General features: G+C 64.1%; 11 protein-coding genes and 1 pseudogene. 7 read left to right on the forward strand and 5 right to left on the reverse strand.

Annotated features, from left to right (window positions below; genetic code table 11):
* Positions 1-49 precede the first annotated feature (49 nt).
* Positions 50-1,243, reverse strand: a complete 1,194-nt coding sequence (locus MJ783_RS10900) for a WXG100 family type VII secretion target (RefSeq protein ID WP_239310283.1) — start codon at positions 1,241-1,243, stop codon at positions 50-52.
* A gap of 460 nt (positions 1,244-1,703) precedes the next feature.
* Positions 1,704-2,750, reverse strand: coding sequence for a YncE family protein (locus MJ783_RS10905; RefSeq protein WP_239310284.1), 1,047 nt, complete (start codon positions 2,748-2,750; stop codon positions 1,704-1,706).
* Between the two features lie 448 nt (positions 2,751-3,198).
* Here MJ783_RS10905 and MJ783_RS10910 point away from each other — a divergent pair, with 448 nt between their 5' ends.
* A complete protein-coding gene (locus MJ783_RS10910; protein WP_239310285.1) occupies positions 3,199-3,786 on the forward strand; it encodes an exonuclease domain-containing protein in 588 nt (195 codons plus the stop codon).
* 101 nt (positions 3,787-3,887) lie between these two features.
* On the opposite strand, the gene MJ783_RS10915 is transcribed toward MJ783_RS10910, so the two are convergent.
* Entirely contained in the window at positions 3,888-4,592 is a 705-nt protein-coding gene (locus tag MJ783_RS10915; protein ID WP_239310286.1) for a GAP family protein, read from the reverse strand.
* 270 nt (positions 4,593-4,862) lie between these two features.
* Between MJ783_RS10915 and MJ783_RS10920 the strand changes: the two genes are divergently transcribed.
* Together MJ783_RS10920 and MJ783_RS10925 are read left to right on the forward strand one after the other, a co-directional pair.
* A complete protein-coding gene (locus MJ783_RS10920) occupies positions 4,863-6,764 on the forward strand; it encodes a glycoside hydrolase family 15 protein (protein WP_239310287.1) in 1,902 nt (633 codons plus the stop codon).
* Between the two features lie 461 nt (positions 6,765-7,225).
* Positions 7,226-7,462, forward strand: a complete 237-nt coding sequence (locus MJ783_RS10925; protein WP_239310288.1) for a DUF397 domain-containing protein — start codon at positions 7,226-7,228, stop codon at positions 7,460-7,462.
* An 89-nt stretch (positions 7,463-7,551) separates the two neighbouring features.
* Here the strand turns inward: MJ783_RS10925 and MJ783_RS10930 are convergent, their stop codons facing one another.
* A complete protein-coding gene (locus tag MJ783_RS10930) occupies positions 7,552-8,418 on the reverse strand; it encodes a helix-turn-helix transcriptional regulator (protein ID WP_239376894.1) in 867 nt (288 codons plus the stop codon).
* Between the two features lie 591 nt (positions 8,419-9,009).
* Between MJ783_RS10930 and MJ783_RS10935 the strand changes: the two genes are divergently transcribed.
* A complete protein-coding gene (locus MJ783_RS10935; RefSeq protein ID WP_239310290.1) occupies positions 9,010-9,531 on the forward strand; it encodes an NUDIX domain-containing protein in 522 nt (173 codons plus the stop codon).
* An 84-nt stretch (positions 9,532-9,615) separates the two neighbouring features.
* Here the strand turns inward: MJ783_RS10935 and MJ783_RS10940 are convergent, their stop codons facing one another.
* Positions 9,616-10,317, reverse strand: coding sequence for a DUF4232 domain-containing protein (locus MJ783_RS10940; protein WP_239310291.1), 702 nt, complete (start codon positions 10,315-10,317; stop codon positions 9,616-9,618).
* Positions 10,318-10,421: 104 nt separating this feature from the next.
* Between MJ783_RS10940 and MJ783_RS10945 the strand changes: the two genes are divergently transcribed.
* The 3 genes and pseudogenes from MJ783_RS10945 to MJ783_RS10955 all read left to right on the forward strand — a co-directional run.
* Positions 10,422-11,282, forward strand: a complete 861-nt coding sequence (locus tag MJ783_RS10945) for a thioesterase family protein (protein ID WP_239310292.1) — start codon at positions 10,422-10,424, stop codon at positions 11,280-11,282.
* Between the two features lie 263 nt (positions 11,283-11,545).
* Positions 11,546-11,749 carry a cold-shock protein gene (locus MJ783_RS10950; RefSeq protein WP_239310293.1) on the forward strand — a complete coding sequence of 68 codons (204 nt, stop codon included), beginning with the start codon at positions 11,546-11,548 and terminating at the stop codon, positions 11,747-11,749.
* A gap of 609 nt (positions 11,750-12,358) precedes the next feature.
* A pseudogene (locus MJ783_RS10955) lies at positions 12,359-12,754 on the forward strand (hypothetical protein); the annotation flags it as partial.

A 12,754-nucleotide genomic window follows, 5' to 3' on the forward strand; every position in this document is an offset into this window, starting at 1 on the left:
AGCCGCTACTCCAGAACCTTCCGGACAGCAGGTAGCCAGTCTCCACGCGCTACTCATCACGCTCAGCGGCACCTCCCCCAGACCTCAGCCGTGCCCGGAGCACCACCCTCCTCAGCTCATCGTGGGCACGGACCGCGCCGCCACGAGGCAGCTTCTTTTTGATCACTATGACCGTTTGAGCACAAAGATCACGGAGACTCTCAGCCATCGTGGCCAGGAGCGCGCGCCCCGCGCCCAGCGAGATCGGAAGGAATGTCCGGCCTTCACGTAGAGACCGCCGGGCAGCCCGGACCGCTCGGGCGGCTCCAGCTGTGGCGGCCAGCCCCACCGGAGCCGGGACACAGTCGGCCAGGGCAAACAGCACATCCCACAGGGAGGCTCGACCGCCAGCGTATTGGACGAGGGTGTCAGCGAGAACCACGAGCGCCGCGGCGAAGACAGCCCACGCCACGGGACCGCCAACGACCAGTACCACGACGCCCAGGACGGCTACAGCGACTTTCGCGGCCTGGACGGCAGCGTGCCAGAAGCGGCCGGCGTGCTCCAGCAGGCCTCCCCAGGGGCGCCAGGCCTTGTTTTTCAGGCCTGCTCGAGACGCGCTCCGGATCGAGCGCACGCAGATTGCCGCCGCCTCCGCCCGCATCTGGCTGGCGGTAAGAGCGAGCCGACGAGCCGCATCCAGATCCTCCTGAGCCGCATCGACGGTGCTTCTCGCCCGCTCCAGGTTGGCCCGCACGACGTCGTGGTCACGAATCGCCTGCGCCACCCGAGCCGGATCGGGCGGGGGAACCTCGACCGGGTGACGAGACGCCGGGATCAACTCCGAAAGGGCCGCCTCAGCGGTGATGAGGGCGATTCGCGCCGGGCCGACCAGAGCCTGGGCACGATCCCGGCGGGCGCGGGCGTCTCGGCCTCGGGCAAGCGCGCTGTCGGCCCGGGCCTGCGCGGCGTCCAGGTCCGGCGTGTAGGCACCCAGCGCGTCCCCGGCCATCCGATAGGAATTCGCGAGCTTCCGTAACTGCCCTGGGAGCTCGTCCGACTCGTCGCGGAATGCCGCACCCGACCGCCCCTGCCACGATATCGCGACATAATTGGCTGCTACCGCCGCCAGCTGCCCGTTGGCATGTTCCACGTCAGCGGCGAATTCCCGGAACCTCCGCGCCAGTTCCCGCAGCGAGAACGGATCTCCCGGCGTGGGATCGCCATCCAGATCGAGGACATCCCAGTCCGTGGGACGGGTCATCGAACAAACTCATGACGACAGTACGTACGCATTTTCATCGCTCCGGGCCGGGTCAGGGGTCTGGCCAGCCGAAAACAGCGCGACTACAGCTCCCTCCGCGCTGCCGGAAGCCGACGAGGCACCGGGCCGGATGGCCAATATGGACACATAAAAGATAACCCGGATACCCCGGCCGCACGCATGCCTCTCGCACCTTCAGGCGAGGAAAATATCAGGAGTCCCCGCTGAATGGTCGCGGTGCGGGACCGCGACGAGCGGAAATGCCGGTCACTCCACAGTTTTCCCGCCAGTCATGATCATTCCTTCCGGGGGCGGCGACCACTAGGATGCCAGCCCGCATCGCGCTGACCGCCTCCATCCGCCGGCGCTTCTGGCCACAACGCCCTTGTGGCCAGCCGATAACCTTGCGGCCAGCCGACCATGGCCGTACTCGTCGATCTGGAGCAAGCGGCCGGACCGGTCAGCGGAGGATGCCGGTATGACCGAGAGAGTAACGGCCAGGCTGGGGCCATACGCAGGCGCCGTGCGGACCCGGGCCGACTTTGATGCGCGCGAGCAGGCTGCCGTCCTTTGTCGAGATCGCGTAGACCTCGCTGTTGTAACGGCCCGTCAGCCACAGGACCGACCCATCGGCTGACACCCCGCCCATATCCGGGCTGCCCCCACCGGGGATCGACCACTTGGTCCGGACCTGGCGAGTCCCGAAATCAACGACGGAGACAGAGCCCTCACCACGGTTCGACACGTACATCGTGGTTGCGTCGCGACTCGGATAGAGGCCGTGCGCGCCTGCGCCGGTCGGCAAAAACCCGATCTTCGTAAAACGAATCGGGTCAACAAGGTAGAGGCCGCTAGCCATCATATCCGCCACATAGAGCACCTCACCACGTGGGTCGATCTTAATGTCCTGTGGCATGCCCCCGACGGTCAGGTACCCGACAACAGCCGGTGCGCGAAGGTCCACCTTGACCAGCTTGCCGGAGAACTCGCAGGTGGCAACAAGAAACGAAGCGTCAGCGGCAAAGTCGATATGGTCGACGCCTGGGCAGTCGACCCTGAGTTGCGTGTGCAACCGCCAGGTATGCGGATCGTAGAAGTCCAGTCGTTGCAACGCCTCGGCGACGACGACCGCGTACTTCCCGTCCGGGGTGAAGTACATGTTGTAGGGGTCGTCAACACGGATGTTCGGTCCTTTGATCTTCCCAGTGGTCGGGTCGATCGGGGTCAAGCTGTTGCCGTCGTTGTTGGTGACGTACAGCGTTGACAGATCCCACGACGGGACGACGTGCTGGGGCCGGGCGCCGGTCACATAGTGGTCGATCACCTTGAACGTCGCCGGATCGACCACGTCAACGGTATTGCTGTCGCTGTTCGGAACGTAGACGAGCGGCCTGGCGTCACGGACGGCCGGGCTGAACTGGTTCATCCCATCAAACGCGTAGACATTCGACGGCGCTGGCTGCGGGGCTCCCACCGGAGGCGGGGACACCGCGGAGGTGGAAGCCACCCGGACATCCCGTGCCGGTGAACTCGACTGAACAGATGACGGTTTCGCCGAACCGGCGCTTCCGCCACAGGCCGCCAGCAGCGGAGCACACATGGCGGCAAGCAGCACAAGGCGCGACACCCGCCGTGATCGATCACCGCGAGATATATACACAGATCCGCTCCGAGTCCCCAGCGAGCAACAATGACATCGAAGGGTAACAGTAAACACACCGCTTGAATGTGGGCGGTGGCGGCGAGGCGAGACGAGACATTTTGATCACGGGTATCCCTGTTCGCATCATGATCAAAACATTTTGTAACCAGATCAGCACGCCCGCGAGCAACCACGGCGATCCCAACTGGCCAGCTGACAGGCAAGGTCCTCATCAACACGCCAACGCAAGAATTGTCTCTCTCATGTGCATATGGATGCGGTCCCGGCAGACTGGTCCGGCAAGATCCGTTCTGTGACAACCACCGTGGTCCCGAACCGTGAGTTCGCCGCCTTGTTCCCGCACCGGTACGCCGTCGTGGACGTCGAGACCTCGGGTCTGTCACCCCGGGTGGACCGCGTCCTGTCGGTCGCCGTCGTCCATGTTGCCGCGGACGGCACGGTCGAGCACAGCTGGTCGACCTTGCTCGATCCGGGCTGTGACCCTGGGCCGGTCCACATTCACGGCCTCACCCGTGAACGACTCGCGGGCAGCCCGACGTTCGGCCAGATCGTCGATTCACTGACGTCCCTGCTTGCCGGCCGGGTGTTCGTCGCCCACAACGCGGTGTTCGACTGGCAAATGATCGCGGCCGAGGCTGGCCGGGCCGACCTACGGCTTCCCGTCGATCGACGGCTGTGTACGCGGGCCCTCGCACGCCAACTCGACCTCCAACTGCCCAATCTGAAGCTGGCGACCCTCGCGGCACACTGGGGAATACCCCAACGACGGGCGCACGAAGCCGGCGAGGACGCCGCCGTCCTCGCCGCTCTGCTGCCCAAGCTCCTGCGCCTCGCCGCCAGTCGGGCCGTGGACCTGCCGCTGGTGACCTGTAACGGCTGACCCGGGAATAGAATCACGCGAGCGATCGGCCTTTTCTGCTGCGGGTGCGGGTGCGGGTGCGACGCTATCCGGGCGCTATCCGGGCACCGACCGTTGATCGGTCAGTCCAGGAGGGTCATGATGCCGCTTATGAGAACGTAGCCACCGCCAGCGGCGGCGAGCAGGATGAGAAGATCCTGTCCGTGCCGGTGCATCCATCCGTTGTAAGCGGCGAGGATCGCGCCCGTCCGCGCCGGAGCGACGATTCGCAAAATGATCGGAAGCTCCACCATCTGGAGGACGAAAACAGCACACAGCAACAGCAGCAGTGCGGTTTCAGTGTTGCTGCTGTGGGAATCAGCAAGATCCTTTATCGCACTGATGTAGAGCAACGACGGCAGATACGTGACCACCCCCAGCAGGTAAACGCGACCAAGTCCAGGGTGCCGTCCAGGCGCGCCGTTCGCTCCCGTGTCCTTGCCGGGTTCACTCGGTTCGTTCTGTCTATCCAGCCTGTCGCTATCCCTGCTGGCATCCCTGTCGGCACGCTTTCGCCGCCGGGTGAGGCGAACCGCTACGAACAGCAGCGCAACCCCGAGGAAAACCTGGATTCCACCGCCCGGCGCGGGATGCTGCCGTTCGGTCAGGCCCGAGCCGCGCAAGGCCAACAAAATTGCTATCCCCGCGACGAAAGTGACTGTCGCGGTGCCCGCCAGATAGGCGTACGCATGCCGCATCGAGGCGGGCTCTCCAAGGTAACGCAATACAATGGCCAGGCCCAGCGGATAAATGCCGGCGGCAAGCGCAAGGGGCAACGCGCTAGTCACCGCGCCGCCCCTTCACGGACCTGCCCCCACCAGAGTCACCGACGCCGCGTGATCCCCCAGCCGTCCCATGGTCACCTTCTTCGTTCCCGCTGCCGCCACAATATGCTCCCGCACCTCGCCCCGCTCCACCCGAACTGGGTGAGCAGCACGGACGGGTAAGTCGCTCATACGCTTCGTGAACGGACCGGCAACCTGGGTACACCACTGGGGATACCGCTGCATCCGCCGGAAACCGGTGGGTCCGGCACCCGCGGGAGCACAGGGAGAAAAATGGACTATCCGCTGATTGCCGATCACGGCTTGATCGGCGACCTGCACACAGCCGCACTGGTTACGAAAGATGGCGAGATCGACTGGTTCTGCGCGCCACGGTTCGATTCACCGAGCGTTTTCGCGGCGCTGCTCGACCGTGCGAAAGGGGGACATTTCCGCATTGCTCCAGCCGAACCAGGATACGTATCCAAACAGCTCTACTTTCCCGACAGCGCGATACTCATCACCCGTTTCATGACCGATGCGGGTGTGGGTGAAGTGGTTGACTTCATGCCGGTTGTGGACACGAAGCGCGCCACCGACAACCATCGGCTGGTCCGGCTGGTCCGGGTCGTACGCGGTGAGATGCGCTTCACGTTCGACTGTATGCCGCGGTTCGACTACGGCCGCGCCACCCATACCCTGGATGTGACTGGTGCGGGAGCGGTCTTCCGGGCGAACGGTATACAGCTCACGATGCATCCGGCCCGAACGATCGGCTGGGCCTCGGCCGACCGCATCCGGAATCCGCGGGGTGACGGTATTCAAGGATCGGCGAACCTGCATGCGGGCGAGATCGGCGCGGTGATGCTGGAAACCGGTGCGGCCGGGCCACCGCGCCAACTGGCCAGAGATGAAATTATCTCGATGTTTGACGAGACCGTCGCATTCTGGCGTGGTTGGCTGGGCCGGTCGACCTATCATGGCCGCTGGCGGGAACAGGTGTACCGCTCGGCCATGACGCTGAAGCTGATGACCTACGCACCCACCGGCGCGCTGGTGGCGGCGCCCACCGCGGGGCTACCCGAGCAGGTGGGCGGCGAACGTAACTGGGACTACCGCTTCACCTGGATCCGCGACGCCTCGTTCTCGGTGTACGCGCTGCTCGGGCTCGGGTATGTGGAAGAAGCCCGGATGTTCGTCGGCTGGCTGTCCGACCGGGTGGAGGAACAAGCGGGCGACGGATCCGGACCGCTAAGGTTGATGTACCGCGTGGACGGGTCATCCGATCTGGACGAAGAGCTTCTCGAGCACCTTGAGGGGTATCGCGGCTCCCGACCGGTGCGTATCGGCAACGGCGCTGCCGACCAGCTCCAGCTCGACATCTATGGCGAAGCGCTGGACTCCATCTATTTCGCCGATCACAAGGGTGTCAATCTCAGTCATTCAGGATGGATGCGGTTGCTCCGGATTCTCGACTGGCTGTGCAGCCACTGGGACTCCCCGGAGGAGGGCATCTGGGAAACCCGCGGCGGACGGGCCGACTTCACCTACGGCCGGATCAACTCCTGGACAGCCTTCGATCGGGCCATCCGGCTCGCCGCCGAGCACGGCCGGCCCGGCGACCAGGAGCGGTGGGCACGGGAGCGCGAGCGGATCTACCAGCAGGTCATGGATCGTGGCTGGAACGAAAAGCGTGGGGCCTTCATCCAGCACTACGGCACCGAGGTGCTGGACGCCTCTCTCCTGCGCATGGTGCAGGTCGGCTTCGTCACGCCGGACGACCCGATGTGGCTGTCCACGCTCGACGCGATGAACTCCGAACTCGTCTCCGACAGCCTCGTCTACCGCTACAACACGGAGGCCTCGCCGGACGGGCTGCGCGGCTCGGAGGGGACGTTCTCGCTGTGCACGTTCTGGTATGTCGACGCGCTTGCTCGCTCAGGCCGGCTCACCGAGGCACAGTTCATCTTCGAGAAGATGCAGACCTACGCCAACCATCTGGGGCTGTACTCCGAGGAGATCGGGCTCACCGGCGAGCAGCTGGGCAACTTCCCACAGGCGTTCACCCATCTCGCAATGATCAATGCCGCGATCAACCTGGACCGGCGGCTGAACCGTGCCGAGAGCGTCTCCCCGGCCGGGCGTGCGTTCACCACGGCCGGCCTCGCCAGGCTGGTCGGCCATAGCAGCTCATGACCCGGGACATCGAGCGCAGAGCAGTGATCGGCGGATCGGTCCACTCATCGAGGTGGATACGCAGCACCAAAAGTAACTATAAATAATCAATATACATCTCATCGTAACAGACCATGGGCGGTTGATAATTTTTGCATACGATCCGCCATATTTTTGACACTTAAAGTAATTTTTGTTTCCCTAATGCACGTGCGAACGACCGTGCTATATCCTGCGCAGGAAGTACGTGCATCTGCACGCACACCGAGGCTCCCGCCAAGCGGGAGGAGGTGAGTTCCGCCGGCGGGCTGTTCATGTTCATGTGCCTGTCCAGACGAGCGTGACCGCGTCCGTGCGAGCCACGCCCAGTAATGCGTGCAAGACCGCGAAGCGAGTTCCGACATGCGCACCACCCCGCCACCGGTGCACAACTATGATCTTTTCGCGTCGCTGGCGGCCAACCGAAATCGAGGGAGACCACCATGCAGGAGATCTACAACGGAATATCCGCGACCGCGCTGCCGCAGGTCACGTGGCAGAAGAGCCAGCGGAGCAACTCACAGGGAAACTGCGTGGAGCTGGCCCGCCTCTCAGCGGACTCCATCGCGGTCCGCAACTCCAGGCACCCCGAAGGTCCCGCACTGATCTACACCCGCGCCGAAATCGAAGCGCTCATCCTCGGTGCCAAGGACGGCGACTTTGACAACCTGATCCAGTAGAGACCTCATATGAGCCCGAGACCACTAGGACGCTTCGCGCCCTCTACTGGCGCGAAGAACATCATGGTCCGGGTGCGGTCCAGCTCGTGTCAGGTGTCGCTGAGGATCCGGCTGAGAGCATCGGTGCTGTCAGCCGGAAGCAGGCTGTCGAGACAGAGGCGGTTCATGACGTTCAGGTAGCGGTCAACCTCTTCTCGCCTGTCCAGGTAGACGGCACCGCCGAGCTGTTCCAGGTAAACAACGTCCGGTAGATTTTTTCCAGGGAAACGCAGGATGCTGAATGCACCGCCCTCAGCGGCGTGACCACCGAAATGGAACGGCATGATCTGGAAAGTAAGATTCGGTCGTTCCGTGAGCGCCATCAGGTGCTCAAGCTGAGCGCGCATCACCTCGGGCCCACCTATCGGACGCCGCAAGGCAGCCTCATCCACAACTACCCATAACCTAGGACGATCTGGCTTCATCAGCAGCTTCTGCCGGTTCATCCGCACACTGATCCGACGCTCGATGGTTTCAGCCGGAATCCCCTTGTAACCCTGAGTTATGATGGCACGAGCGTAGTCTTCGGTCTGGAGCAGGCCCGGAATGAACTGGATCTCGTAGGTTCGGATCAGTACCGCGGCCTCCTCCAGCCCGATGTAGAACGGGAACCAGCCCGGCAGGACGTCGCTGTGGCTGTGCCACCACCCAGGCCGGTTGGCTTCGCGAGCCAACGACAACAACGGCGTCCGCTCAGCTTCGTCCAGGATCCCGTAGAGCGTGAGTAGATCAGCAACGTCGCGCTCTTTGAAGCCGACCCGCCCCAGCTCCAGGCGACTGATCTTTGATTCGGATGCCCGGATGCTGTAAGCCGCATCCTCACGACTGATGCCGTTGTCCTCACGAAGCCGACGGAGCTGAGAACCCAGGATGATCCGACACACGGTCGGACCGCCTCCAGCGTCAACGGTCGCCACGGTCGGCCCCCTCGGCATCAGTCGACGCAAGAGTACGTTATCCGATCTTCCGGCGCCGCATCTGCGCTTCCAGACCTCTGCACGTGCACCCGAGCCTTGCATCTGCATGCTATAAACGCCATGATGTGCAGGCACCCTCACTCATGCCGCGAAAGTGAGGATCTGGGAGGCCGTGATGACAACTCACGGCGCATGCTTGCCCTGTCTCGCGGCGCTGACGGCTCGCGGGGGAGGGCCGTCAGCGGGGCAGAGCTTCCGACGAACGGCGGGTGGTGGGCTAGCGGCTGTCCACCGCCGGAATTCCAGCAGAATGACTGCGGGAATGCACAGTAGGGACCGATTGGCAAACATGATGGTCGGGCAGCCGTGGTCAGCAATCGTCGGCACCACGGAACATCCCACCATCAGCTGGAGCGCGGCTGACCGCTGGACGCCTGCCAGCTCGGATATCGAGCCGGTGTTTGACTGCGTCAACGGTGCAACCGGCCGAGCACCGTACTCCAAGGGGATCGCATAGCGATCCCCTTGGAGTACGGTGCAGGATTTCCGCACATGCGCGCCGCTGCTGGCAAGACCCCCGGAGGGGCTGTGGTGACAGGCAATGATGCCAACCGCACGGACACCGACCGTGGAGTCCAGCTACCGATCAACATCCATGTGCTGATGTGGCGCGCGGACGGGTCGGTTCTGCTGGGGCGTTCCGGTGAGCCGGATTCACCCTGGCAACTACCATGGGGCGAGTTACACGGCGGTGAGCCAGCAATAGAGGCTGTGCTCCGGATCGCCGACGACACGGCATCGGTAATGGCCATGGCAGCGCATGTGTGGCTCGCGCATGTGGCACATCATTATTATGCCGATACCGGTGAACGGGTGGGGCTGTTCTTCCGGCTGACGCACTGGCGCGGGATGCCCTCGCCCGGCCAGGACCCGCGAACAAACCAGCTTCAATGGCATCATCTAGACGCTCTGCCGGAGTCGCTTACCGCCCTGGACCGGGAGGCGCTGGCCCGCTGGCAGGACAATGACATGTATTCAGAACTGGGCTGGAATCCCCGGGTGGGTGCTGCCCCGCGGCTGCGCGGCATCGCGGGCTTCCGGGCGTCGTCATAGGACGACGGTCCCATCGGCCATCCCAGTCGCAGTTGGGCGACATGCCAGCCCGGCATGGCCGGGTGCCGTTTTCTGGGCTGGCGGTCAGTGTGCCCGTGCCCCAGTGGTTCCGGTGACCACGGGATGCACCTGGAATGCGTCACAGATAGTCGTCTGTCGATCGATGTGCTGACCGCCCCCCTGATTCGGTGGTGTGATCACGAAACTTGCGTACGGCAGGCATGCGTCCTTTTCACCTGATTTGTCCGCGGCGCGGACTGCCGTCCACTCAACCCCGAAGGACGCGCTGTGCTGTGGCTGGAGGACAACCGTTCCGGGTGGGCTCACCCGGAACAGGCTGCCGCCCTCGGAGCGAGCGGCGGGCCGTTCCTGGCGGCCTTCGCTGTTCAACGCGACCACGGCTGGATAGCCGATCAGCGAACATGGCCGGTCGGAGATATCGGTGAGGATGACGACGAATCCCTGACGTTCGGCGGACGCGGCAGTTGTCATCGGCCCGGCGTCAAGCCGTAACTCGGACTCACCGCACACCGGCGGTGATCCAGGCGCAGGAGTCAGCTGGCCACCGGCTATGGGCGACGGCCGCGGGGAGGAACCCTGGTCGCTGCCAGTCTGCGCCCTGATGCCCGCTTCGGCACCGAGCGGCGCCTGGATCTTCGTCGGGGTAGCGACGGACGCTGGCGTGGCACCGCCGGAACTGCATGCGCCAGCCGCGGCGCCGAGAAGAAACAGTCCGGCTCCGATCGCGATGAGCCGGGCCACAGCGGTCCGGGGTTTTTGCACCATAAACTGGAAGTCTCGCACTCCCTGGGAACGCCTCGAAAACGCCCACCGTGGCCAGCCCTCCACGGCTCAATGAAGCAAGCACGGCGACCTGCGAGCATGAGGACATGAGCATCGGAATCGATGTAGAAGGTGCCGACCGGACCACCGGAGGGAACACGCATGAGCTGCTCGGGCTGACTGTCGATGTCACAGCCAACAGCGGCAGCCTCATGATCGGCCCACCTCTGCTTAACTCCGGCGGCACGTTGTGGGGCGGTTGTGGGCTGGCTGCGGCGATCGCGGTCAGCGAGAGCATCCTCGATCGAGGCTGCCTGTGGGCGACCGTTCAGTACATCTCCCCCATTGAGACCAACGCGTGTCTCAGTCTTCACCTGGAGGTGGGCCAACACGGGCGGAGCCTGTCCCAAGCAGCTGTCCGCGGCACGATCAACGGCCGGCTCGCCATGCTGGCCACGGGCACCTTCGGAGGCACGACCGGCGACAGCCTGCAGTTCGGTGGCCCGCCCGAGGGCATCTCCTCAGAGCCACTCGACTGCCCGCCGCGGATCCACACCAGCAGCGGCGGTGACATTCAGGAGGCGGGAGGCATGCTCGCTCAGATTGAACAGCGTTGGGCCCGTCCCCCACGGTCAACGCTTGACGGCAATCCGGGTTCAGGTCACTGCGCTCTGTGGGCACGGCTACCTCAACCCATGCTGACCTCGCCAGCCTCGATCGCAATCCTCGCCGATCTGGCGCCAACCGCTGTCATCGACGCGGTGGGCAGGCCTTTCTACACACTCAGCCTGGACAACAGCCTGCGGGTCGGACGCATAGCCCAGACGGACTGGGTGCTGGTCGATGCCCGGGTCGAAGCCGTGATCCGCGGTGTGGCCCAGATCACCGCCAGAATATTCGACAAAAATGGACAACTGCTAGCAGTAGCGAGCCAATCAGCCAAGCTGCTCCCGCCTCGAGCATCCTGACCCCCGGCGTACCGGCCAAGCCCACGGCCCCCGCCACCTATCGCGGTATCCGCTGGATGTGCCCCTCGCTCGGCGCATCCCCGCCAAGCCTGGTAGGTTGACGGTGTTGCAGTTGGAGCTTCCTCGAACGTTCAAACGCCCCAGAGTCTGACAGCGGGCGTTTTTCGTTTCTCCGGTCTTTTCCGGCAGTGGGACGATCCCACCGCGGCAACCTAGTATTCGCAGCGGGCGGGCTTGGTCCAGCCCCACGAAGGAGACGACACATGGCTCAGGGCACCGTGAAGTGGTTCAACGGCGAGAAGGGTTTCGGGTTCATCGCCCAGGACGGCGGCGGTCCCGACGTGTTCGTCCACTACTCGGCGATCGACAGTGCCGGCTACCGCAGCCTGGAAGAGAACCAGCGCGTCGAGTTCGAGGTTACGCAAGGTCAGAAGGGCCCGCAGGCGGAGCACGTCCGCCCTGTCTGAGCCCCTCGGTGTGGAGCGCTCGCCGACGTGGGCGCTCCACACCGGCACGTCCAACAGATCATGAAAACTCGTTCCTGGCACTGACCGAATGCTCGGCGCTGCTCCGGGGCGAAGGAGCGGGGCTGGGGTGCGTGCGGCGCAAGGCAGAGAAGGAAGTCCCCCTGGTGCTGGGTGACGACCGACGACAACGCGGCGAGGTGCGTGCCCCAGCCCCGTGACGCCGCGTCCCCTATTGCCGGTCGCTCTAAGTGGTCGCCGAGATAAACGCTTCAACCATCCGCGAGAGCGGAATCCCACCGAGAGCCCTCGGATCCCACGCCGCCAGAACTACGTGGCAAAAATTACGCTGCGGACAGGATCCGCTGGGGCCCAGCGCCAGACGGATATCGGCTTTCATATCCGGGAAGAGAAGCCTCGGGTTCTCGACGGGCCGATGGTCAGCCCTGTCAGGCAGCAACCTTGTCAATTGGAACGTTCCCACTTTCGTGGACACTTCTTACCATGCCGCGGATCTTGTCCTTCCGTCACATTCGAGTCCGGGCTCTTCAGGCGTGCGGCGGCTGATCGTGGAATGGATCCACTGCCGGTTGTAGCAGACATCGTGGGATCGTGGCCGGCCTGACGTTCCTAGCCGACCGACTGAAGATCGACCGGTGTTCGCCCACGGTATGGACCCCTGACCAGTTGCGCGTCTCTGACCAGTTGCGTGCCTTCGTCAGGCACCTCCAAGACGACCGGCTCTATGCCATGTACCTCCTGGCGGTCACCACCGGGATGCGGCGCGGCGCTCTGGTCGGCGTTCGTCGCCCCGACGTCAACCTCAACGCGGCCACCGTCTCACCAAGCCAGCCCCGCATCGTCATCAACGACAAGGCAGTGGACGGCGCACAGAGCGCTGGCCCGTGCACTTCATCCGTGGTCGTCCGCCAGCATCCGTGCTCGTTCATCGGCTTGGCTGTCATCATCGGGCGGCAGGCGGGGCGGAATCAAGCGGTCAAGGCGACA

This window comes from Protofrankia sp. Cj3 (assembly GCF_917627355.1).
Lineage (GTDB): Bacteria > Actinomycetota > Actinomycetes > Frankiales > Frankiaceae > Protofrankia.